This is a genomic window from Halomonas sp. (assembly GCF_029263665.1).
Classification (GTDB): domain Bacteria; phylum Pseudomonadota; class Gammaproteobacteria; order Pseudomonadales; family Halomonadaceae; genus Halomonas.
This window is the reverse complement of the sequence record NZ_JAJUFQ010000006.1, coordinates 264881-287879: the sequence shown is the minus strand read 5'-3', so window position 1 is coordinate 287879 and position 22999 is coordinate 264881. Positions and strand designations below refer to the sequence as shown.

Annotated in this window: 19 protein-coding genes; 12 read left to right on the top strand and 7 right to left on the bottom strand. The window is 57.2% G+C overall.

Annotated elements, in window-relative coordinates:
- Positions 1-88: 88 nt before the first annotated feature.
- Both Q1K07_RS09045 and Q1K07_RS09040 read left to right on the top strand, forming a co-directional pair.
- Positions 89-706 carry a peptide-methionine (S)-S-oxide reductase gene (locus Q1K07_RS09045; protein ID WP_300309978.1) on the top strand — a complete coding sequence of 206 codons (618 nt, stop codon included), beginning with the start codon at positions 89-91 and terminating at the stop codon, positions 704-706.
- Positions 707-827: 121 nt separating this feature from the next.
- Positions 828-1265 carry a universal stress protein gene (locus tag Q1K07_RS09040; protein WP_300309976.1) on the top strand — a complete coding sequence of 146 codons (438 nt, stop codon included), beginning with the start codon at positions 828-830 and terminating at the stop codon, positions 1263-1265.
- Between the two features lie 190 nt (positions 1266-1455).
- Here Q1K07_RS09040 and Q1K07_RS09035 read toward each other — a convergent pair whose 3' ends face one another.
- Both Q1K07_RS09035 and Q1K07_RS09030 read right to left on the bottom strand, forming a co-directional pair.
- The gene (locus tag Q1K07_RS09035; RefSeq protein WP_300309974.1) at positions 1456-3573 is read right to left on the bottom strand and encodes a TonB-dependent siderophore receptor; all 2118 of its coding nucleotides are present in this window, start codon (positions 3571-3573) and stop codon (positions 1456-1458) included.
- 121 nt (positions 3574-3694) lie between these two features.
- Positions 3695-5380, bottom strand: coding sequence for a multidrug ABC transporter permease/ATP-binding protein (locus tag Q1K07_RS09030; RefSeq protein ID WP_300309972.1), 1686 nt, complete (start codon positions 5378-5380; stop codon positions 3695-3697).
- A gap of 278 nt (positions 5381-5658) precedes the next feature.
- Between Q1K07_RS09030 and Q1K07_RS09025 the strand changes: the two genes are divergently transcribed.
- Together Q1K07_RS09025 and Q1K07_RS09020 are read left to right on the top strand one after the other, a co-directional pair.
- Positions 5659-6207, top strand: coding sequence for a PRC-barrel domain containing protein (locus Q1K07_RS09025; protein ID WP_300309969.1), 549 nt, complete (start codon positions 5659-5661; stop codon positions 6205-6207).
- A gap of 282 nt (positions 6208-6489) precedes the next feature.
- A complete protein-coding gene (locus Q1K07_RS09020) occupies positions 6490-7629 on the top strand; it encodes a hypothetical protein (RefSeq protein WP_300309967.1) in 1140 nt (379 codons plus the stop codon).
- Positions 7630-7707: 78 nt separating this feature from the next.
- Here Q1K07_RS09020 and Q1K07_RS09015 read toward each other — a convergent pair whose 3' ends face one another.
- From Q1K07_RS09015 to Q1K07_RS08995, 5 genes are all read right to left on the bottom strand, one after another.
- Positions 7708-8514 (bottom strand): ABC transporter ATP-binding protein, encoded by an 807-nt coding sequence (locus Q1K07_RS09015; RefSeq protein ID WP_300310033.1) that lies wholly within the window; start codon positions 8512-8514, stop codon positions 7708-7710.
- 34 nt (positions 8515-8548) lie between these two features.
- The gene (locus tag Q1K07_RS09010; protein WP_300309966.1) at positions 8549-9673 is read right to left on the bottom strand and encodes an iron ABC transporter permease; all 1125 of its coding nucleotides are present in this window, start codon (positions 9671-9673) and stop codon (positions 8549-8551) included.
- Between the two features lie 88 nt (positions 9674-9761).
- Positions 9762-10757 carry an iron ABC transporter permease gene (locus tag Q1K07_RS09005; protein WP_300310031.1) on the bottom strand — a complete coding sequence of 332 codons (996 nt, stop codon included), beginning with the start codon at positions 10755-10757 and terminating at the stop codon, positions 9762-9764.
- A gap of 19 nt (positions 10758-10776) precedes the next feature.
- Positions 10777-11733, bottom strand: coding sequence for an iron-siderophore ABC transporter substrate-binding protein (locus Q1K07_RS09000; RefSeq protein ID WP_300309965.1), 957 nt, complete (start codon positions 11731-11733; stop codon positions 10777-10779).
- A 168-nt stretch (positions 11734-11901) separates the two neighbouring features.
- Positions 11902-13872 carry a ligand-gated channel protein gene (locus Q1K07_RS08995; protein ID WP_300309963.1) on the bottom strand — a complete coding sequence of 657 codons (1971 nt, stop codon included), beginning with the start codon at positions 13870-13872 and terminating at the stop codon, positions 11902-11904.
- Positions 13873-14269: 397 nt separating this feature from the next.
- Here Q1K07_RS08995 and Q1K07_RS08990 point away from each other — a divergent pair, with 397 nt between their 5' ends.
- The 8 genes from Q1K07_RS08990 to Q1K07_RS08955 all read left to right on the top strand — a co-directional run bounded on the left by Q1K07_RS08990 (position 14270) and on the right by Q1K07_RS08955 (position 22945).
- On the top strand, positions 14270-15220 hold the full coding sequence (locus Q1K07_RS08990; protein WP_300309961.1) for a LysR family transcriptional regulator: 951 nt from the start codon (positions 14270-14272) through the stop codon (positions 15218-15220).
- 211 nt (positions 15221-15431) lie between these two features.
- Complete coding sequence (locus Q1K07_RS08985; protein WP_149285871.1) at positions 15432-15650, top strand: DUF1656 domain-containing protein; 219 nt, start codon at positions 15432-15434, stop codon at positions 15648-15650.
- Positions 15651-16529, top strand: a complete 879-nt coding sequence (locus tag Q1K07_RS08980) for an HlyD family secretion protein (RefSeq protein ID WP_300309958.1) — start codon at positions 15651-15653, stop codon at positions 16527-16529.
- A gap of 6 nt (positions 16530-16535) precedes the next feature.
- Positions 16536-18638 carry an FUSC family protein gene (locus Q1K07_RS08975; protein ID WP_300309956.1) on the top strand — a complete coding sequence of 701 codons (2103 nt, stop codon included), beginning with the start codon at positions 16536-16538 and terminating at the stop codon, positions 18636-18638.
- The gene (locus Q1K07_RS08970; RefSeq protein WP_300309954.1) at positions 18639-19520 is read left to right on the top strand and encodes an AEC family transporter; all 882 of its coding nucleotides are present in this window, start codon (positions 18639-18641) and stop codon (positions 19518-19520) included. It abuts the gene before it with no gap.
- Between the two features lie 117 nt (positions 19521-19637).
- On the top strand, positions 19638-20801 hold the full coding sequence (locus Q1K07_RS08965; RefSeq protein WP_300309952.1) for a PQQ-dependent sugar dehydrogenase: 1164 nt from the start codon (positions 19638-19640) through the stop codon (positions 20799-20801).
- A 6-nt stretch (positions 20802-20807) separates the two neighbouring features.
- Complete coding sequence (locus Q1K07_RS08960; RefSeq protein ID WP_300309951.1) at positions 20808-21077, top strand: HepT-like ribonuclease domain-containing protein; 270 nt, start codon at positions 20808-20810, stop codon at positions 21075-21077.
- Between the two features lie 200 nt (positions 21078-21277).
- Positions 21278-22945, top strand: coding sequence for a BCCT family transporter (locus Q1K07_RS08955; RefSeq protein ID WP_300309948.1), 1668 nt, complete (start codon positions 21278-21280; stop codon positions 22943-22945).
- Positions 22946-22999: the final 54 nt, after the last annotated feature.

Genomic DNA, 22999 nt, shown 5'->3' with positions numbered 1-22999 from the left:
TTTCCTCTCGATGACGACAGACCTTCCTGTCTCCGATACAACCTGCCCCCGATACAAGTTGTCCCCGATAACCGAAAGGTGACGTGCCATGATCCCAGATGCTTACCATGCTGAAACCTCAGCCATAGCGCTATCCCGGGTCGCCTTTGGTGGTAATTGCTACTGGTGCACGGAAGCGATATTCCAGTCATTGCTCGGCGTGGAGAGCGTCGAGCAAGGCTTCGTGGCTGCACGAGGAGAAAGTGATCATGACGGAGAGAGTGATCATGACGTAGATAATGATCATGACGGAGAAACAGAAGCGTTTTCCGAAGCGGTCATCGTCCACTTCGACCCCTCGGCGATTTCTCTCACGACCCTTATCGAGATCCACCTGCATACCCATCACTGCACTGCCCAGCACAGCATGCGCCAGCAGTTTCGCTCTGCCGTGTATGTCTTTGATGAGCAGCAAGGTCTTGAAGCCCAGCACATCTTGGATGCATTACAGGCAGACTTCAGTGCCCCCATCATTACGCAGGTACTGCCGTTTGCCAGCTTTCGCCCCTCCAAGGAGAGATGCCAGAACTATTTTTACAGCAACCCCCAGCGTCCTTTCTGTGAACGCTGGATCACGCCCAAACTGCGTATTCTCCTGGACAGGTTCAGCCAGCAGGTAGACCAGCAGCGGCTAGCCAATGCCGGGCTTGATATCGACAAGGACTGATCCTGTCTTCAAGGAGCTTCGTCAGGGAATTTACCCAGAGAACTTGCTCAGCCCACTTTTGTGCCCAAACAAGCCAACTAGACTCAAAGAACCATTGACCGACAAGGGAGGTACCCGGGTCATGTTCACATCCATTCTTGTCCCTCTAGATGGTTCTGAATACTCACGCCTGGCGCTCAGCGTCGCCTGCAAACTTGTCTCGCCAGAGGGTGGCCAGATCATTCTCTTGCATATCCCTGAACCTCTGCCCAACGAACCCCTGCTGATATGGGGATTGGCTGCCGTTCCTATGGGGGCCACGCAAGAGCAACGAGACCAGGTTGGACGAGAGCTGCTGGAAAAAGCTACCGATGCAGCCAGAACTCAAGGCATCGACACCACATCCATACTGACCCAAGGGGATCCTCGCTTGGTCATTGTATCCACAGCCAAGGAAAAAGGCGTCGAGGCCATCGTGATGGGTAGCCGCGGCCTCAGTGATATCGAGGGATTGATGGTCGGCAGTATTGCCCATAAAGTCAGTCACTCTGCTGATTGCCACGTCATTACCGTACACTAGTCATTACCGCAGATTCATGGCATACCACCATCCATGGCAACAGAGATGATGATGTCCGGGAAAAGCGACACAATAAAAAAGACCGGCCCTGAAATTTCAGGGCCGGTCTTTTATTCAGGTGATATCGGGTACTTCCTTGGGGAAACGATCCTCCGTGCGAAGTCGTCTCCTTTAAAAGAAATTGTCCCCTTTAAAAATTGTACCTCAGGCTACCAACCACACTGCGACCTTCACCGTAGTAGCACCAGTAGTCACAACCGCTGACATACTCTTCATCGGTCAGGTTGTTGACATTGACCTGAGCCGTCCAGCTCGGTGTGATGTCATAGCGCAGCTTGGCATCCACCAGGGTGTAGCTGTCCACCTTGGTGTCCGAATAGGCCGGATTGTCCACGCTCTCCCCGACGTAACGCACACCACCGCCGACATTGAGGCCATGCAGGGCGCCCGGGAAAGCGTAATCCAGCCACACCGAAGCCTGATTACGCGGAATCAGACCGGCACGCAGGTCCTTGTTTTCGCTTTCGCTGCCCAAGTCGACCCGTACGTCGTTATAGGTATAGGCGGCAGTAAGCTTGAGGTCGTCGGTCAAGTAACCCACACCTTCGATTTCAAATCCCTGTGACTGACGCTCCCCACCCTGGCGGCTACTGGATTCGCCACTGGTATACAGCGTATCGCTTTCGGTCAGGTCAAACACCGCGGCGGTGACATAACCGTCCAGCCAGTCCGGTGCATACTTCACCCCCAGCTCCCACTGCTTGCCCTCACTGGGGCTATAAGCCTTGCCATCTGGATCACTGCCAATTTGGGGACTGAAAGACTCGCTATAGCTCAGGTAAGGGGAAATACCGTAATCACCCAGGTACATCACACCGCCGGAGAACGACAGATTATCGTCTGAGGCATCCTGATTGGCCCCATTCTTGATGCGGTTCTTGGTATCGACACTGTCATGGCGCAGGCCGGCGAGGAATATCCAGCGATCGTCCAGACGCAGCTGGTTCTGCAGATACACCCCAATCTGCTGCTTGCCTTCCTCATGCTCGGCGGCCGAATCACGATCCGCTGGCGTGAAGTTGCCGTACTGTGGGTCGAAGATATCGAAGGGATCGCCAAAGGCAAAATTGTCGAGGTTGTCGTAATTGATATCGAGGTGCTGGTAATCCACCCCTACCAGCAGGGTGTTCTCGAGGCGATCGGTATACCAGCGCCCGATGGCACGGTTGTCGACGGTAAGGGCATCGTAATCGCCATCACGATAGGTCAAACCACGCTGGGCATGACGGCCAGTAGGGTCATATTTTCGGTCTATAAAGGAGACGTACACGTCGCGCTCAAGCAGGCTCAGCTCGCTGTAGCGCAGGTTCTGCTGCAGCTCCCAGGTATCATCGAGCTGATGGGTCAGTTCATAGCCCAGCGACCACTGTTCGTGCTCCTGACGCTCATAATCGGGTTCGCCCAGGTTGTCTTCCGGGTCGAGGCGCCCGAATGGTGTATCGTTGACTGTGCCATAGGGCAGCTTGAAGCCATTGGTCGGGGTGCCATGGTCCTTCAGATAGCTGGCCAGGAAGGTGATCGAAGTATCTTCATTGATATCCCACGCCAGGCTCGGTGCCCAATAGACCCGCTCATTGTCGGTGTCGTCGATCTCACCGTCTTCTGAACGGAACAGCCCTACCACGCGATAACGCACGCTGCCATCGTCGGCCAAGGGGCCGGAGCTGTCGATGCCCACCTGCTGATGATCATTGGTGCCATACTGCAGCTCGATCATGTTCTGCTGTTCTTCGGTCGGCCGTTTGCTGATGGCGTTGATGATGCCGCCGGGAGGCGCTTCACCATAGAGGATCGAGGCCGGTCCCTTGAGCAGCTCGACGCTCTCCAGGCCGAAGGGCTCCGTGGTCCACCAGAAATACCCCCCTTCGCGGAACTGGCGCAGGCCATCCTGATAGGTGGAGTCTTCCGCATTGAAACCGCGAATGAAGAACCAGTCCGCCTTGTTGTCCTGGCCGTAGGGGGCAGAAAGCACGCCACTGCGATAGCGAAAGACCTCGTCATACTTGTTGACGGCATGGTCGTCGAGCTCTTCCCGGGACACCTGAGAAGTGGAACGCGGGGTCTCGAGAACAGGCATGGCAACTTTCAGTGCCGTTCCTGTCACTACGATGGTGTCACTTTCCACGTCAGTGACATCCGCATCCTGGGCCAGGACCGGTGCAGTCAGGCTTAGCAGGGACATCCCCAGAACACGACGAACGGCCACACTTAGTGGATGCAGCTTTGGACCAGGAGCAAGAAAGTTCATTGGAGGAGCGCCTCGATAGCCGGAAATGCGACAGCGAAAACTTGACGTTTTGTTACATTTTTCCGGCATGCTAATCATTTTTATTTGAAGGCGCAAATCCATCCCTTTTACATTTTTGAATTCAACTCTCAGATGACACTTGACCATCCAGGCGTGCCACGGCATCTCTTGAGGCCAATTCACGATGGTGGCCAGTCAATTCTGTGAGATGTCCAGCCCGCATCTCGAACAGGCGGTCGGCATGCTGAAAATAGTGGTCATCGTGGCTGATGGCGAACACTGTCTTGCCCATGTCCTTCAAGCGCGGCAGCAGATCGCGATAGAAGAAACGCCGGAATTGTGGGTCCTGGTCTGCCGCCCATTCATCGAGAAGCAGGATGTCACGCTCCTCGGCCACCGCCATCAATAGCGCCAGGCGCTTGCGTTGCCCTTGGGAAAGCTCCGGGTTGGTCACTTGCTGTCCATCGAAGTGAAGCTTTTCACGCAGCCCCAGCGCTTCCAGCCAATCTTCCACCAGGGCCGGATCGGCCTTATCGCCATCAGGCCCCATCAAGCGATCGAATTGATGAAAATCGGTGAACACCGCCGAGAAGCGCTGGCGATAGGTTTCCCTGGATTCTTCTGGCGTGCCCACCTCTTGGTCATCTACACGAATCGTGCCAGCCTGGGGGCGATAGAGGCCGGTAAGCAACTTGGCCAACGTCGATTTGCCACTGCCATTACCACCGATCAGGAACACCAGCTCTCCGCGACGCAGCGTGAGATCGATAGGGCCTACCGCGAACCCTTCCGATGCTTCTTTTCCTTGATAGCAGAAACTTACCCCATCGAGCGTCAGGCGCTGCCATTGATCTCCAGCACTCTCCTGCACAGCAAAACTCTCGCGCGGATCAGCCAGAGACAACTGGCGCAGCTTGTGGAACGCGACCTGGGCGCTGAGCAGCGTCGGCAGCGCTCCTACCGCTGAAATCAGGGGGGTACGCAGAAACAACAACGTCAGCGAAAACGTCGCCGCCACTCCGGTGGTCGCCCAGCCAAGCCCATTGGCCAGAAAGAACACCACGCCGATGGCGCCCAGCATCATGATGTTCGACCAGTTGACGGCACTCAGGTGATAGGTATCTGCACGAATCACATGATGGCGAAAATCCAGCGCGTCACGCTTGTATTGCTCTTCGAACATCCACCGCGCACGGCCACGGTTGAGTGCCAGTTCCTTGCGCCCATCAATGACGGCGGTGTAATCACGATAGAGACGATCTTCGGTCGCCCTGGCCTTGGCCAAGTGCCGATAGACCTTGGCGACCAACCAGGAGCCGCCACCGATGGTGACAGCCACCCACAACGAAGTGACTGCAAGCATCCCCGGGGAAAGCCAGCCAAGATACAGGGCACAGCCAAGCGTCAGCACCACCCCCTGCACCAGTTCCGGCAAGCGCACGAAAGCCAAGGTGATTGCGCGTAGATCGCTGGATAGACTGGCGAGAAGATCCGCACTACCAAGCCGTTCGAGCTGCTCGATATCGGTATCCAGAATCTGCTTGACCAGGCGCCCGCGCAAGTCGTAGACAAAGTAATGGCCCAGCGTGGTCAAGGCCAGTTGGGACGCCAGAGTAATCGCCAGCAACACCGCGATGATCCCGAGAAATGCCGGCAATACTCCCATCGGCGCACCGACATGTTCAATCAATCGATCATTGATGAAAGCGATAGTCCCGATCCCCAGCGCAGCACTGGCCAGGCTCAGCAGCATCACCGTGATGAACGGCCATCGATAATGGCGATAGACAACGTGCAGCAGCTCCAAGGGATTTCCTCATCAGGCGGTATTATGCGAATGGTGAGCATTCTCCCTTACCCGCCTGATCATGAAAAGGTTTCTCATTCATTACGCAGCAATTCCTATATGAACAAGGGATTACACAAAACCAATGGATTCATGGACATGAAGGTGTATGAATATGGGCATGCTGCATAAACGAGCGGGATGGGGGCTATGTTCGTTCCCGACGAACAAACGCACTTCCCACATCCATGTGAGTCGCACAAGACGCAATATACGAATAACGCAAGAGGAACCAAGGAATGATGACCCACAAGGCCCCACTGACCCGCCTTATTTCAGCCATGATCATGACAGGAGGCCTTGGCATTGCATTTCAGATCCAGGCTGATGACAGCAACCAGGGACTGTACTCTGCCAATGAACTGATCGATGCAAAGGTCTATACCAGTGATTCACAGGAAGAGCCGGTGGCTGAGGTCGAGGATATTCTGCTCGATAATGCCATGACGCTGCAGGCCATCGTCATCGCTCCAGATGAGTTGCTGCACCTGGACGAAAAGCAGTACGTCATCAACAAGGATAACTTCAGCGTCGACACTCTCGAAGGTGACAGCCTTTCGGACATCGAATATGTCGTATATCTCGGCATGGACAAGGCGGATATCAGTAATCAGCCCGAATATACCGAGACTTGGTGGAACCAGTCGCGGGAACGCGCCCAAGAAGCCTGGGACAAGACCGCCGAGGGGGCCAAGAGCGCGTGGGAAACAACGCGAGACGCGACCTCCAGTGTGCTGAAGTCCGCAGGTGAAGCCCTGCAGAATGCAGCCGACAAGGCGGCCAACTAAGCCTCCATGATTCATTCACACTGCCCAGCTGACAAGCTGGGCAGTGTCCCTCTCCAGACCATGCCATTCGCGGGAAATGCCAAGGACCTGTCGTCCATCACGGTACGTTCACAAGTCCTTCAGGTACTCATGCATTAAACGGAAAGACGAGAAATTCCATACACTTATATAACAAATAGACACTAGACTATAACGAGCAACTATTATGGGCACATGCTCTCTCCTCCCGCACAATTCAATTCGTCCCGCGCGACTTACATGGATTGCATGAGGTACCAAGGAATGATGATCTCCAAGAAACCACTGGTTCACGCTGTTTCTGCATTGGCCATGGCCGGTAGCCTAGGACTCGCTTTCCAGGCACAGGCTGAAGACAACACTGTCCAGCCCCTGGACAACAAGGCTGAGGTACAAGCCGATGAGGTAACTCAGACCCTGGCCGATAAAGCTCGGATGCTGAAAGAGGAAGCTCAGGCACAGCTCAATGAAGTCACCCAGGCACTAACCGGTGAAGCTCAGTCGCAGGCCGAAGAGGCTGACACTGCAATAGCCGAAGACACTGAAGCGGCAGTGACCGAAGAAGCTGACACTGCAACAACCGAGGATACTGAAGCGGCAGTGACCGAAGAAGCTGACACTGCAACAGCCGAGGACACTGAAGCGGCCGTGGCCGATGAAGCTGATACTACAGCAGCCGAGGACACTGAAGCGGCGGTGACCGATGAAGCTGACACTGCAACAGCCGAGGATACTGAAGCGGCAGTGGCCGATGAAGCTGATACTACAGCAGCCGAGGACACTGAAGCGGCGGTGGCCGATAAAGCTGACACTGCAACAACCGAGGATACTGAAGCGGCAGTGACCGATGAAGCTGATACTACAGCAGCCGAGGACACTGAAGCGGCGGTGGCCGATGAAGCTGACACTGCAACAGCCGAGAACACGGAAGCGGCAGTGGCCGATGAAAGTAACCAAGGGCTGTATTCCATCAACCAACTGATGGATGCCAAAGTCTATTCCACTGACTCTGCCGACAAGGCCGTGGGCAAAGTCCAGGATGTTCTGCTCGACAACGATCTGACGCTACAGGCCATTGTGGTCGGGCCTGGCGGATTGCTGAGCTTGGGCCAACCTCAGCATGTGATCAACCGAGGCGAGTTCAGCGTCGATACCATGGAAGGCGACAACCTTGACGGTCTCGAATATCGGGTCCACCTGAAGCTGACCGAGGAAGAGATCAAGGCTCAGTCTGAATACACCAACACCTGGTGGAACCAGTCACGCGAACACGCCCAAGGGGCTTGGGAAAAGACAGAGGAAGGCGCCAAGAGCGCGTGGGAATCTACCAGGGATGCCACCGCGGATGCACTGAAATCAGCAAGTGAAGCTCTGCAGAAAGCAGCCGACAAGGCAGCCAACTGAGTCTTGACCTGCCACATTCATCGCCCGGCCAACTGGTCGGGCGATATCATGTCAATCCGGGACCAGACATGTCGTCCTTCAAGCCGTACCAGCGATACGCCCCAGCCCTGCCAACAACGGGGTACCGCATACAGGGTCATGTATCAGGGTGCACTCCACATCATAAAGATCACGCACCAGCTCGGTGGACACCACGTGCTTGGGACAGCCCTCGGCAATGACCCTGCCATCGCGCATGGCGACCAGGTGATCAGCATAACGACAGGCACTGGAAAGGTCGTGTACCACCATGACAATGGTCCGCCCTTGTGCCACCAGTTCCCGCAGCAACTCGAAGACCTCCAGTTGATGACCAAGATCCAGTGCTGAGGTTGGCTCATCCAGCAGAATGATGGGTGTCTGCTGGGCAATGGTCATGGCAATCCAGGCTCGTTGACGCTGTCCGCCAGACAAGGTATCCAGTGCACGTTCGGCCAGTTCGTCGAGCCCGGCAGCGGCAATGGCACCACTCACTACGCGCTGATCCTCTTCACTCCATTGGCGATACCAGGCTTGGTGAGGCTGGCGACCAAAGCGAATCAGGTCCGCCACACTCAGTCCCTCTGGTGCCAGGGCCTCCTGAGGCAACAATGCCACTCGTCGAGCCAACTCCCGGGCCGGCAGGTGCTGGATCTCACGACCTTCGAGAAGCACCTGTCCTGCTGTCGGAGCATGCAGGCGTGCCAGGCCTGCAAGCAGTGTCGACTTACCACAGCCATTGGGTCCAACAATGGCCGTCAACTGCCCTCTCGGCAGCCTTAGATCGAGAGCATCGATGACCGTTCGCGCTCCATGACTCAAGGCAAGGTCACGAGTTTCATAGGGCATCATCGAGTCACCAGACATCATTCTGTCTTCCTGTATTGAGGCGTCATCGTCGTCAGCATGCAACGGGGCGCGACGATGGACGCACCAGTATCCATATCAGCCACGGTCCACCGACCACCGCCGTGACAATTCCTACCGGCAGCTCCAGCGGGGCCAGCATGACCCGCCCCAGCAGGTCGGCCAGCACCATGACCAGAGCACCAGCCAAGCAGGTCGCCACAACAGGGACTCGACGCGGCGAACTCAGATGGCGGGCGACTTCCGGACCAATCAATCCGACCATTCCCACCGGACCTGCCACGGCAACAGCGAGTGCTGTCAGCATGACGGATACGCCAAGCACCTGGATCCGCCGCTGCTTGAGCGCTACGCCCAGGCCAGAGGCTACCGCATCGGAAAAGCGCATCAGGCTGAGAGAACGAGCCAGCCACAGGGACAGCGGAATACCCACGATCAGCCCTGACACCAGTATCAGGGTCGCGCCTGACGGTCGGCTGTTGAGGCTCCCTACCGTCCAGGGGTAGGCAGCATTGGCCAGGTCGACATCCGTACGTGACAGCATCAATTGGGTAATGGCAGCAAAAACCGCCCCAACGCCAATACCCGCCACGATGAAACGGTAGCCTCTCGCGCCTCCTCCTAGTGACAGGCCAAAGGTCAACGCAGCTGCCGTCGCCGCACCGGCAAGGGCCATGGCGGAAGGCGCCAGGCTCAAGCCTGTTGCCACGACGGATGCCACTGCAAACGCTGTCGCACCGTTGTCGATACCAATGATGCCAGGCGTTGCCAGACGATTACGTGCCAGGGTCTGCATCAGGCACCCTGCCAGGGCGAAAGCAGCGCCGGTGACAAGAGCGGCTGCCAGGCGAGGCAAGCGCAACTGGCCAACCACGAACTCCGCCATGGCAGTACCTTCCCCACTCATCACCTGCCATAGCTCTCCAGGGGTAACCTGCAAGCTACCGACGCATAGATAAGCCACACAGGCCAGCAACAGTGCGATACCTAAGCCACAGGTAGCGGCCATGCTGCGACGCTCGATCAGGACACTCATCGCGCCGATGCGAATCAGCCAGGCACCTGAAGGGGCTTTCACGGCGGGTGAGGAAGCGACAGTTCCCCTCTCTACTTCCTTTGCCGCCGCTTTTACTTTCTCTTCTTCCGTATCAGAAGCCATGGCAGGCTCTACGACTCGAGCACCTGAAGATTGGGTACATGAAGATTGAACAGGTAATAAGGGCATGCTGGTGTTCACAGGGAAATGTTCATAGGGTCGGCAGTCGCCGCGCCCGCACGACCGCAATCAATACCGGTGCTCCACATATCGCGGTAAGTACACCAATAGGCAGCTCGGAAGGCGCCACCAGCACTCGCGACAAAACATCTGCACTGAGTACCAGCAACGGCCCCAGTGGCAAGCATAACCATAACGTACGCCGCAGTTCCGGCCCGCCCAGAGCCCGTGCAACGAACGGCACCACCAGTCCTACGAAGACGATGGGACCAGCCACCGCCGTGGCACCACCAACCAGCAAGGCGACAATCAGTATCGCCAGCAGGCGCAATCTTCCTGGATGATGACCGAGCCCCGCACTGGCCCGCTCTCCCAGAGTCAGACTGGCCATGGGCCGTACCAGCATGAGCAGGACAAGGGCCGCAATGCACAGGCTGGGCAATACCGCCGCCAGATCATCCAGGCGGCGACCGGACAGGCTGCCAACCACCCAGAAACGAATCTCGTCGGCCGTACGCCGATCCATCATCAACAGCAACGATGTCACAGCTGACAACAAGGTAGAAAACGCAGCACCCGCCAGTACCAAGCGCACCGGATCACTACCCAACCCTCGTACGCGCGCGACACCCAGCACACATAGACACCCCAGCAAGGCTCCGAGTTGAGCGACACCGATGCGCAGCTCCAGCATGCTCACCCCCAGCGATAATGCGATCGCCACCGCCAGGGCACTACCTGCACTCACTCCAAGCAAACCGGGTTCAGCGAGAGGGTTACGTGAAACCACTTGCAGCAATGCCCCCGATACCCCCAGCGCTGCACCTACGACGATACCCACCAGAGTCCGCGGCAGACGCAGCTCCCAGACCATGAAACGGCCATCAGCATCCTGACTACCCGTCAGGACCGACAGGGAACGCAGCACGCCGACATCACCAGCACCGACGATCAGGCTCAGCAAGATCACGCCAAGCAGCAACGCGACCGCCGCCCACATTGGGCGGCGGATATCACTGGCCAGCATGTTCATAAGATCAGGCTCATCACAGCTGGGAAGCACCTTCGATAGCCGCGGCAATATTGTCAAGCACCGCCTGCGCCGCCATGGGCCCGGAAGCGCTGGTCCACAATTGACCATCCACGGGCACCACCCGATCATTCTCGACCACGCTCAGGCGCCTGAAGGCATCGCTGTCCTTGGCCGTTGCCAACGCTTGTTCACCATCCTCATTGAGAGTCGCAAGGAACAGCCAATCGCCGTCGATCTGGGACAGGGCCTCGAGACTCAGTGGATCACTATGTGGGCGACCTTGCTTGACCAGCGCTTCGTCGCTGACATCAAAGCCAGCGGCACTGAGCAGACCGGTCGAGAACAGCTGAGTCGACATCACCAACGGGCCTCGCGGCATCCAGCGCACCAGATGAGCACCTTTCGGCCCAGCCTCCGCGACCTTGTCTTGCAGCTCCGTGGCCCGCTCTTCCACCGCAGTGATGGCCTCTTCGACCTTGTCGCGCTGTCCCAGGGCATCGCCAAACAGACGTGCCTCCATTTTCCAGGCATCCGGAGAAAGATTCTGAGTGTTCGGCACGACAGTAGGTGCCAGTTGGGACAACAATTCGTACTGTTCCTTGGGCAAGCGTGAAGAGGCCAGGATCAGGTCCGGCTGCAAAGCAACGATCTGCTCGATATTGAGTTCAGACACCAACCCCACGATGTGAATATCCGGCACTTCATCTTGCAGGTAGTTGGCAACACTTTGCCCGCCACGCGTGGCCACGGCACCGAGAGGCGTAACACCTGCGACAAGTGCTGTATCCAGTGCCCCTTCATACAAGGTCACGACACGTTCCGGGTCATCGTTGACCTCGACCTCGCCATAGGCGGTATCGAGGGTACGGGCCTGAACGTTCAGAGACAGAGTCAGAGCCACAAGTGAGGCGCTCAACAGGCCAAGGGGCTTGCCCCTGTCCCCAACGGAAAGACGACGTGCAATCGACATGAATAACATCCTTTTCATCCAGCATCCGTTCCGGACACCGACAGAAGATAATAATGAGTCGTACTAACAAAAGCCTTAACTTCTCGTCTCGAAGTGTCGAACAAGCCGTTCGACACTGCGTGAAAACAGCCCGGAGAACATGAATGGGCTGAGTACTTCCAGGTTGCCCTAGAAAGCCACATTCAACCCCAGCCAATAACGCCGCCCATCATCGACATAGCCATACTCGTCATAGGTGATGTCTTCGTCGAACAGGTTATAGATGCCGACCTTGACCTGGGCGTTGTTGGTCAGTTGGTAGCCAATGCCGGTATCGACGAAGGTGTAGGAAGGTGCCGTAATAGTGCTGGATGACGGTCCCGTGGTCGGGTTGCTTTCCTTGCCGCGATAAGTGACCCGTGTCCACTGGGAAAGCCTGTCATTGACGTCCCAGTCCAGCGTCGCTGAAATCTGGTGCTTGGGCAGTTGCGTCAAGGGTTCGCCTTCGTATTCACCACTTTTCTGCTCAGAGTCGGTATAGGTGTAGCTGGCACCCAGCTCCAGAGACTCTCCTATCGGAGAAGATAGTGACAACTCGATGCCCTGAGTCACAGCTTCATCGACATTGATGCGTGTGGTCGGGTCAGAACCGTAACTGTTGGGGCCACCGGGGCAGATGGACGCCGGACAGGCAACACGGGTGATCTTGTCTTCGAAGTCGTTATGGAACAGCGTGGCACTGGCAGAGAAGCCATTGGCAGCGTTATACAGTAGCCCCAGTTCCTTGTTCAACGAGGTTTCCGGCTCGAGATCCGGGTTGCCATAGACATCGCCGCCCCGACTGGTCTGCCCCCAGCCTGGCGTGATTTCGCGCAGGCTTGGTGCCCGATACCCCGTGGATACACCTCCCTTCAGTGTCCAGGTCGGCGTCATATGCCAGATGCTGTAGAGACGCGGACTGACCTGACTGCCATAGTTCTCGTCATCATCCACCCGGACACCACCAGTGACCGACCAGTCATCGGTCAACCACCACTCGTCCTCGGCGAACAGCGCCAGGCTGCTGTTGCGAATACGATCCTGGTCCGACAACTGATTGGACGTGCTGTCATTCAGCTCTTCTTCTTCGAAGCTGGCTCCTATCGTGACCATGTGATCACCCAGCGGCATGACCAGGCTGCTCTTGGCGGTGGTATTGCTGATCTGCATGTCCCGGGACTTGTTGTCGGCCTCTTCCCTCTGGATGAAGGTTTCGCTGGTACCGATCGCCCAGTGCCCGGTGTGGCTCAGAGCCACATGCTCATAGGTAAACTCATTGAAGCTGTCGGAGCAGCCGCCACGACATCCTTCTGATGGTGCCGACTTGCCCATCAGTGACTCACGCTCCTCGGACGTCTTGCCTGCTTCCAGGGAGAAATCGTGCCTGGCATTCGGCGTCAGGGTCAGGCGTGCTGTCAGACTGCCGAGGTCCTTGTCTTCGTAGCCATTGATGATGTCATCTTCATCACGATGGAAAGCACGCCCGTACACCGTCAGGCCCAGCAGGTTCTCGACCACCGGTCCGGAAGCGTAGAAATTGGCTTGATGGCTATTGCCCGAGGCACTGTCTTCCTGCATTACGGTGTCGAGCTGCAGATTGCCACTCCACTGCTTGTCGACCTTGCGGGTGATGACATTGATCACCCCCCCTATGGCATCAGAGCCATACAGCGTCGACATGGGGCCACGCACTACCTCGATGCGCTCGATGGCCTGCAGCGGGGGCAACCAATCCTGTTCAAAGCCAGCACTGCCGTTGGGGCGGGATTCACGGGTACTCATGGGACGGCCATCGACCAGGATCAGCGTGTATTGAGACGGCATGCCACGCATGCTGATATCCGCCCCGCCATCGCCACCGCCCCCACCGGTGATGATGACGCCAGGAACATCACGCAGAGCATCGGTGATATCGGTATAAAAGCGCTTCTCGATATCTTCCCGAGTGATCACACTGATCGATGCTGGTGCATCAATGATTTGCTGATCGAAACCGGATGCAGTCACGACAGTGTCTTCAAGTTCCTGGGCATCCTGAGCCAGAGCAGGTGTCATGACAGAAGCACCTGCCAGCGACAGCAATGCTCCCTTGGCCCAGGGGAGGGGCGATAAACGCGACATGAGGCAATGATCTCCTTGCGAGGGAATAGCGCTCCACGCCGGCGACTTCTGACGGTCGCTGTAATAGTTTACGAGGAGCAAATACTAATATTTCTCATTAGCATTGTTGCTAAAAAGTTCCCTCATGTCCTTGCACGGAGCGTTGCGTATCTCGCAACACGTCCAGCCGATATACAGAGAGGAATACCGTTCAGAAAGGAATACCGTCGTGGCGTGTGGCGGATGACAGTGGAAATAGGCAGATGAAATCAAGGATAAAGAAATAACATTGAGGATAAGTCGATGAGATTGGGACAAATTCATCAGAACGCTAATCATTAACATGCGCAAATGTTATACTTTCCCTCTCCCATTCATTGCTCCCAGCACATGACAATGCCACAGGAGGCCTTGGCTCATGCCTGATCTCAATGCCCTGCATGCCTTCAATCGCGTGATGGAAACAGGCAGTCTGACGCAGAGTGCTGCTGAACTGGGCCTGGCCAAGTCCACGCTGAGCCGGCGTATCAGCCAGCTCGAAGCCCGCCTTGGACAGCCATTGCTCAAGCGCCAGGCCAATCAACTTCTGCCGACCGAGGCAGGTAGACGCTACTACGCCATCAGCCGTCAGATTCTCGACCTCGCCCAGCGCGGCCAACGTGACCTGGACTCGCTACGTGAAGAGGTCAGCGGAGACATTGTCGTCGAAGCCCACAGGACACTCACCCGCGCCTGGTTGGGACGTGCCATGGAAGATTTCCTGGAACAGCATCCCGGTATCCGCATTACCCTGCGCACCGGAGAGAAACCCGCCCAGGATCCCGAGTTTCCGGGCGTCTGTGTATGGCTGGGCAAGATTCCCGAGTCAGGATTGCGACACGAAGAAATCGGCAGCCTGAAACTTGGCATCTATGCCCATCCAGACTACCTGGCGCAATATGGTGCCCCCCAGGAACCAGCAGACCTGGCCCGGCATTCCTGGGTTGACCTGATGGGTGCCACTCATGGTGGTATCAATCTCTACCATGTAGATGGCCGTCAGGAGCACTTCCAGCCGCCCAGCTCACGATTTCGCGTCGATCAACCTGCACTGCATATCGATGCCATCGCCAGAGGCCGTGGACTGGGGCTATTGCCCTGCTGGCAGGTGGCTGCACGCAATGTCGCCCACCCCGGGCAATTGGAACGTTGCCTGGCAGACTGGTCACCAAACGCCCTGCCTGTGACATTGATCTACGGTTTTGGTCATCAACCGCGCAAGATCAGCGCTCTGCTTTCGCATCTACGCCAGGCCCGTCCCGCCGCCTGGGCAGCTTCGGCCAACAACAACACCCCAAAGCAGAACGCTGCACTGGAAGAAAGCACCTGAGTAGCGACACCAAGGCAGCATTAGAGCACCGAGTATTCCTGACGATTGGTCAAGGGTAGGAAAGCCGGTTACATCCGCTTGAACCTGCATGTCGGTCATGCAAAAGCGAAAGTGATGAATCGTGTCTAGTGATATGGGAAAGCGTAATTTGCTACCCTATCAGGTATATCCCTCGAATTCTTTCCAATGCCCAGGGACCTGCGGAGGTGGCATGGCGCTAAAGGAATACGCGCTTGGTGGCATCTATTACAGCCCCTTGTTGCTCTATGCACTGGTGGGACTCACCGCCACCATCATCATCCGTTTTCTCGTCCACCGCCTGCTCGGCTCCCGACGTCTGTGGTATCAGGCTTGGGTGGATGCGTCCTTGTTTGTCCTGTGCACCGCTGCTACCGCCTGGTTTGGTGCCACTGCTACTGGAGCCGCTTGAATGCGCCAAGCCTTTCGCCTGATCATCACCCTGCTGATTGTCGCCGCAGCTGTTGCTGCCGGCATGTGGTTATGGCGCTACTACCTCTATTCTCCCTGGACGCGGGATGCTCGAGTCGGTGCCGATGTCATCACCATCGCCCCGGATGTATCTGGCTGGGTGCTGGACCTCCCTATCACGGACAATCAGGAGGTACAGGCTGGAGATCTTCTGTTCCGTATTGATCCAGCACGCTATGAAGCCGCAGTGGACAAAGCCAAGGCCATCGTCAACCAACGTTCGGCACAACTGGAACTGGCGCAACATGAAGCCTCCCGGCGCCAGCGCTTGAGTAATCGAGCGATCAGCGTGGAAGACCGGGAAACCGCCACGATCGACAGTCATGTTGCAGCGGCGTCACTGGAGGAAGCCCAGAGTGATCTGGCCAGCGCCCAGCTCGACCTGTCACGCGTTGAGGTCAAGGCTCCTGCGGACGGCCACCTGCTCAACCTGCAACTAGTCCAGGGTAATTACGTCACCCGAGGCACCCCGGTCATGGCACTGGTGCGCAAGGATTCCTTTTACGTCACCGCCTATTTCGAAGAGACCAAACGTACTGCCTTCAAACAGGGCGACCCCGCCAAGGTGATCCTGATGAGCGGCAACATCGAACTCGATGGTCATGTCGAGAGCATCGGTTATGGTATCGCCAACGATAACACCACCCCCAACAATCAATTGTTGCCCCAGGTTCAGCCGACGTTCAGCTGGGTACGATTGGCACAACGTATTCCGGTGCGTATCGCTCTGGACGAATTTCCCAAGAGCATTGATCTGAGCGCGGGCATGACAGCGACGGTACGCGTCGAGCCCACTATTGAACAAGCAGAGACAGAGTAAGCCCGTATGTCCATATGGTGGCAGGCTTATCTGACGCCTTCTTCCAGCGCGGTCCAGTTCGCCATCAAGGCCAGCCTGGCCATGCTGCTGGCGCTGTTCATTGCCCTGGCATGCGACCTGGAGCGCCCCTATTGGGCATTGATCTCTGCGGCCTTCCTGCAAACCCGGCCCATGACCGGCATGGTGTTCGAAAAGGGCCTGAGCCAGTTGGTGGGTACCGCGGTAGGCTGTCTGGCAGGCATCGTGATCATGGCATTCTTCGTCCAGGCCCCTTTTCCTGCCCTGGCCAGCCTTACTCTCTGGATCATGCTGTGTACCTATGCTGCCAGCCTGACGCGCAACAATGCCTCTTATGGCTGCATCATTGCTGCGGTAACCGCCATGCTGATCGTGATCATCACAGCCGGTGCCCCGGGCCAACTGTTCGATGTCGCCGTGGCACGCCTGACCGAACTATCGCTGGGGGCATTGTGCGCCACACTGGTCAGTTCATTGCTATGGCCCATACAGGTACGCGACCACCTGACCGGATTGGCCAATGAGGTCGTCAACAATGCTTTTCTTCATGGCAGCCTGCGATTGGAAAACAGCGATGATATCGCTGAGATCGTGCGCACCCTGAATGCCAGCCTGACACCTCTCAACCAACTGGAGTCGGACAGCCAATCGGCTCGTTACGAAGGCCCCGAAGGCAGCGGCCGCATTCGTGCCAGTCACGTGCTGACCCAGCGCACCGTACGCCTGCTGGCCATTCTGAGAGTTCTCCAGCAGTTGCTACGCGCCTATGGCCAACACCTGTCGGCTCCTACACGGGCATTGGTCGATGATATTGCCGACGGGTTGCGTCAAAGTGCCGAACACGAAGGGACCGAACAAGCCCGCGAGCGCTTGCAGGACTTGCGCCACCGGGCACTGAGATGCATTGAATGGGAAGCCGAGGCCGCCGGCGACTCACCTCAGAATGACATTCCCCGTCGCATGACATTGGGTCTTCGTGAAGCACTGGGGCATGCGCTCGTGATCCTCGATGCCAGGGAAGCGATTCATACCCCTGGTGACCGCAAGCTGCGTGCTCCTGCCCTGGCCTGGCATCGAGACCATCTCGAAGCATTGCTCAACGCTTGCCGATCAGGACTGATATTTGCCCTGATTGCCACGTTCTGGGTTCAGACCAATTGGGACAATGGCCAGACAGCCATGATGCTCGGCACATTATTCTCTGCCATGTTCGCCACCCGGGACAATTCCGTAGTGGTTGCCAGCATGTTCCTCAAGGGCATACTGGTGGCCGTCCCCAGCGCCTTTGTCTTTGGCCATGTGCTGCTGTCTTCCGCTCATGGATTTCCCATGTTGGCTCTGGCCTTGATGCCACCTCTATTCCTTGGGTTGTTGGGCTCGGGCACCCCTCAACTGGCAGGATATTGCCTGGCGTTCACCATCGGCAATATCCTGTTGACCATGCCTGGCAATGACATGGACCTGGCCTTCGATACCTTTGCCAACCGTGCCATTGCCGTACTGATAGGTATTGGTACGGTAGTGATGGCATTTCGCCTGCTGCCTGGCTTTCCCGCAGGTTTCCGCAAGCACAGGCTGGTCAAGGCCACGGTGAATGACCTGCGTGCATTGAAGGACCTGAGTCCTCATGAAGCCGAATCACGCTTCGGTGGCGCTATGGCCGACCGCATGCTGCGCCTGGCGCGTCATGATGACCTCATGCCGGAAAACCGCCGTTATCTGTTCAGCCTCGGCCTGACAGCACTTGACCTCGGTTATGCAATCCTTAATCTTCGCCGACGCCTGGACAGTGCCTCGGCTTCTACCATCAAGGAGGCACGCGCCTTGATTCAGGCATTGGCCGATGACTACCAGGCCAGTGTAAGAGGCCTGCCTCCCAGTGCCTCTCTCGAACAGGGCAAGCAGCTAGGCTCGACGATGGAGCATGATCCCCATATCGCGGTGGATCAGCGTCACCTGATCAACGGTCTGGTCGCACGCTTGCATCTGTCCCTGGAATGGCAATCCGAGCGTTCACGCAATGCGCTCGGCCTGGCTCAGGCGTCTACGCCGGAAGCCGTTACCCCGCCCTCATCACAGGAGAGCCACTGAATGCTCGCGGAACTCTTTGCCGTCATGGCCCCCGTCATCACCGGTGCCGGACTGGGCTTCATATGGGTTCGACGGGGCATGGACTACCCGGTGGCTTTCGTTACCCGGCTGGTATTCAACATTGGTACTCCGTCTCTGGTCATTGCTTCCCTTTCCTCTGCCGAGATCGATGCGTCCAGCTTTGGTCGAACCATGCTGGCCACTGCATTGGTGTTGACCTGCATGGGAGCCGTGGCCTTTCTGTTGGCCAAGGTATTGCGCAAGGACTGGCGGGTACTGCTGGCCCCCACCATGTATCCCAACACGGGCAACATGGGCCTTCCTGTCGTGCTGTATGCCTTTGGTCAGGCCGGTTTTGCCTATGGCATCACCGTGATGGTAACGGTCTCACTGTTTCAGTTCACGTTAGGGACCATCCTGGCCAGCAGTGGCAATCCACTGAAGTCCCTGGCCAAGACTCCCACGATGTATGCCATCGTCATTGCCCTGGTGCTACTGCTCACTGGCACCGACCTGCCGCTATGGTTGGCCAACAGTGTCGATCTGATTTCCGGCTTCACTGTGCCATTGATGCTGATCACTCTGGGCGTCTCTCTGGCCAGTATCCAGGTCAAGAGCCTGAGATCAGGCGTAGGCTTCAGTCTGGTGCGCTTGCCTCTGGTGGTGGCTGTCGCCTGGGGGATTGGCACTTGGCTTGAACTACCAACTCTGGCACTGTCAGTATTGATACTGCAGATGAGCATGCCAGTCGCCGTGTTCAATTATCTGTTCGCCCAGAAAGCCAAGCGTGAACCGGCCTATGTCGCCAGCCTGGTATTCTGCTCCACGCTGCTATCACTGCTGTATCTACCGGCACTGCTCGCATTCTTGATGCAACTTTGATGGCATCCTTCCCGAACATCCCGTTTTGAAGATGGTTCTGGTGATATAGCTCTGATGATGTAGTTCTAGTGATGTAGTTCTGGAGATATAGCCCCTGTCCACCTCCGGGAGGCAACCATGTCGCTACCGCATGAATTCCGGCAGAAGGTACTGGCACCACATAAGTGGCTGATGCTGGCCCTGTTCCTGACTGCGCCGACAGCCCAGGCCCAACTGGCTCTTGGTAGCGTCCAGACTCGAGACCTGGCCCTGCAACTGGAGGTGGTGACCGATGAGCTTTCCTATCCCTGGTCCATGGCTTTCCTTCCTGACGGCCGTCTGTTGGTCAGCGAACGCGCCGGCGCTCTGGCTCTGGTGGATCAGGGCAAGGTGAGCAGGCTTGATGGCATACCTGAGGTATCTGCGGTCGCTCAAGGGGGCTTGTTCGACCTCGCCCTTCACCCCCGATTCGGGGATGGTGAGCATGACTGGCTGTACTTCAGCTGGGCGCAACCTGCCGACACAGCCGATGGACGATACGACGCGACAACCCTGTCGAGAGTCTGGTTCGATGGCACTCGTCTTGGGCGCATGGAGCATCTGTTCATGCAGAACAAACCAGCCACTCCGGGTAAACACTATGGGGGGCGCATGGTGTGGCTACAGGACGGCACACTGATATTATCCGTCGGTGAACGTGATGATCCTCCACGCTCTCAGGATCCCGGCGACCATGCCGGCAGCCTGATTCATCTGGATGAGCTGGGCAAGCCTCAGACATCTTCTGCATTGCCCGACGCAGCCCCGGGAGTGTACTCCATGGGGCATCGCAATCCCCAGGGACTGGCCTTGGCGCCCGATGGTATCTTGTGGTCATCCGAACATGGGCCACGTACCGGGGACGAACTCAACCACATCGTTGCCGGAGAGAATTATGGCTGGCCTGAAGTGACCCTGGGCCGGGACTATGCCACCAACCAACCCATTGGACGCGACAGCGCCCCCGGCATGCGTGATCCTGTACATGTCTTCGAAGGTCGCTTCGCCCCTTCCGGACTGGCCGTCGTGACCAGCGAACAGTTTCCACAGTGGCAAGGAGACCTGCTTGCGGGGGGCCTGCGCAGCGAACGTCTGATACGCCTCCAGGTGAGCCAAGGCCGAGTCGTTGACCACGAAGTGATACTTGATGCCGAGGTCGGCCGCATCCGAGACGTGCGCCAGGGGCCAGATGGCTCGATTTACCTGCTGACCGATGCCGACCCGGGAAGACTGTTGCGCCTGCGGCCCGAAACATCACCTTAGGTACGCGTGATAAGAGACCTGGCTCTCGGCCAACCCGTACCCGTTTCCGCCTACGATGCCTTCGCAACACTGGCCAGGCATCAACAGATCAACACATCAGACTTTGATGCCTGGAACGCGGCCATAGGTCTGCGCAATCGAATCGTGCATGATGATATCAACCCTACCGTTCAGGACTGCCTCAATCTGGATATGACGATTGAGCAGAAACTCGTCAGGCAGCAGCAATATCACTTTATTCGTGACGACCTGATGGCACTACCTGATCTGTGCTGATATTTCCCTGGCGCGCAGACCGCTTGTCACCCATGTTACCCTTTAATAGAGAAAGCTGAATCGAGCAGTGAAAGCAGAACCGTGGGTTGGCTTTCACTGCTCGAATCTCTTGTCTTCGTTGACCATTCAACGAGGCATTTCCTGTGGGTCTTGCCACACTGGAAGAAACAAAGACTCAAACAATGCAAGGGAGTAACTCAATGGAAAAGCACGCGCCCGATGAGTCCGGCACGGCGCCGGGCACCAGCGAGGGTGTCCCAGCCCCGGAAGGACCTGCCAATCTGATTGACACGGATTACGTCATTGGCCAGGACAATATCACCACCCGAACCTTCGGGGTGAATGTTGACCTGCATGGCAAGGTTTTCACCATATCGTCTCTGGTAATTCTCGTCTTCGTCATCCTGTCACTCGCCCTGCAACAGGAAGTGGGTTCCTTATTCGGCGATGTGCGTAACTGGCTGACGACACACCTGACCTGGGTGTTCCTGCTAGGAGGCAATGTCTTCGTGCTGGTATGCCTGGGATTGATCGTCTCACCGCTGGGCAAGGTCCGTATCGGTGGCGCCCACTCGAAGCCTGATTTCAGCTATAGCGGCTGGTTCGCCATGCTCTTCGCTGCAGGCATGGGTATTGGCTTGATGTTCTACGGTGTATCAGAGCCGATCACCCACTTTTCCACCTCTCTCGCCGGTACTACCGTAGAGGGGGGCGTTCGCACCGACTGGGCACCATTAGGGGGGGCTGCGGGAGATGAACAGGCCGCCATTTCCCTGGGCATGGCGGCGACCATCTTCCACTGGGGCCTGCATCCTTGGGCAACGTATGCCATCGTCGGCCTGTCCTTGGCCATCTTTGCCTTCAACAAGGGCTTGCCGCTGACCATGCGCTCGGTGTTCTACCCGATCCTCGGTGAGCGCGTCTGGGGCTGGCCGGGTCATGTCATCGATATCCTTGCCGTTTTTGCCACCCTGTTTGGCCTGGCCACATCCCTCGGCCTGGGTGCCTCGCAGGCAACGGCAGGCTTGAATTATCTGTTCGACACCCCTGCTACCAATACCACCATGGTGCTGCTGATTTGCGGTATTACCGCCGTCGCCCTGCTCTCCGTGGTTGCCGGGGTGGACAAGGGCGTGAGACGTCTGTCCGAGATCAACATGGTACTGGCCTTCCTGCTGCTGGCCTTCGTCATTGCCGTAGGCCCGACACTGGCCATTGCTACCGGCTTTTTCGAGAACCTGTTCAGTTATGTGAAGGACCTCCCGGCCCTGTCCAATCCCTTCGGCCGTGAGGATGCCAACTTCAGTCAGGGCTGGACCGCCTTCTACTGGGCCTGGTGGGTCTCCTGGTCACCTTTCGTCGGTATGTTCATCGCCCGGGTCAGCCGGGGCCGCACCGTGCGTGAATTCCTCATCGCCGTACTGCTGATTCCTACGCTGGTATCAGTACTGTGGATGACCGCCTTCGGTGGCACTGCCATCCATCAGGTCGTCGCCGATGGCTTCGAGGGCGTACAAAGCGCGGCGCTGGAGCTACAGTTGTTCACCATGCTGGGACAGCTTCCGCTGACCACCATTACTTCCTCCATCGGTATCGTGCTGGTCATCGTGTTCTTCATCACCTCATCGGATTCCGGTTCGCTGGTGATCGATTCCATCACGGCAGGAGGCAAGGTCGACGCCCCGAAACCACAGCGTGTCTTCTGGGCCATCATCGAAGGTGCTATCGCCATCGCCTTGCTTCTCGGCGGCGGCCTGGATGCCCTGCAAGCCGCTGCGGTATCCACTGGCTTCCCCTTCATCCTGCTTCTCATGGTGGCCTGCTATACCATCATCAAGGGGCTGATGAGCGAGCCAAAATCGGTGTGACACTCAAAGGCTGCAAGCCAGCCAACAAGAGCGCACTACACTGACAAGAAAACC

Excerpts from the sequence above, each read along its gene's own strand:
- Q1K07_RS08955 (WP_300309948.1), top strand. The coding sequence starts at position 21,278 with ATGGAAAAGCACGCGCCCGATGAGTCCGGCACGGCGCCGGGCACCAGC.
- Q1K07_RS09015 (WP_300310033.1), bottom strand. The coding sequence starts at position 8,514 with ATGTCTGGTGACTCGATGATGCCCTATGAAACTCGTGACCTTGCCTTG.
- Q1K07_RS09040 (WP_300309976.1), top strand. The coding sequence starts at position 828 with ATGTTCACATCCATTCTTGTCCCTCTAGATGGTTCTGAATACTCACGC.
- Q1K07_RS08995 (WP_300309963.1), bottom strand. The coding sequence starts at position 13,872 with ATGTCGCGTTTATCGCCCCTCCCCTGGGCCAAGGGAGCATTGCTGTCG.
- Q1K07_RS09020 (WP_300309967.1), top strand. The coding sequence starts at position 6,490 with ATGATGATCTCCAAGAAACCACTGGTTCACGCTGTTTCTGCATTGGCC.
- Q1K07_RS09035 (WP_300309974.1), bottom strand. The coding sequence starts at position 3,573 with ATGAACTTTCTTGCTCCTGGTCCAAAGCTGCATCCACTAAGTGTGGCC.
- Q1K07_RS08975 (WP_300309956.1), top strand. The coding sequence starts at position 16,536 with ATGTCCATATGGTGGCAGGCTTATCTGACGCCTTCTTCCAGCGCGGTC.
- Q1K07_RS08980 (WP_300309958.1), top strand. The coding sequence starts at position 15,651 with ATGCGCCAAGCCTTTCGCCTGATCATCACCCTGCTGATTGTCGCCGCA.
- Q1K07_RS08985 (WP_149285871.1), top strand. The coding sequence starts at position 15,432 with ATGGCGCTAAAGGAATACGCGCTTGGTGGCATCTATTACAGCCCCTTG.
- Q1K07_RS09005 (WP_300310031.1), bottom strand. The coding sequence starts at position 10,757 with ATGCTGGCCAGTGATATCCGCCGCCCAATGTGGGCGGCGGTCGCGTTG.
- Q1K07_RS09045 (WP_300309978.1), top strand. The coding sequence starts at position 89 with ATGATCCCAGATGCTTACCATGCTGAAACCTCAGCCATAGCGCTATCC.
- Q1K07_RS09025 (WP_300309969.1), top strand. The coding sequence starts at position 5,659 with ATGATGACCCACAAGGCCCCACTGACCCGCCTTATTTCAGCCATGATC.
- Q1K07_RS08965 (WP_300309952.1), top strand. The coding sequence starts at position 19,638 with ATGTCGCTACCGCATGAATTCCGGCAGAAGGTACTGGCACCACATAAG.
- Q1K07_RS09000 (WP_300309965.1), bottom strand. The coding sequence starts at position 11,733 with ATGTCGATTGCACGTCGTCTTTCCGTTGGGGACAGGGGCAAGCCCCTT.
- Q1K07_RS08970 (WP_300309954.1), top strand. The coding sequence starts at position 18,639 with ATGCTCGCGGAACTCTTTGCCGTCATGGCCCCCGTCATCACCGGTGCC.
- Q1K07_RS09010 (WP_300309966.1), bottom strand. The coding sequence starts at position 9,673 with ATGGCTTCTGATACGGAAGAAGAGAAAGTAAAAGCGGCGGCAAAGGAA.
- Q1K07_RS08990 (WP_300309961.1), top strand. The coding sequence starts at position 14,270 with ATGCCTGATCTCAATGCCCTGCATGCCTTCAATCGCGTGATGGAAACA.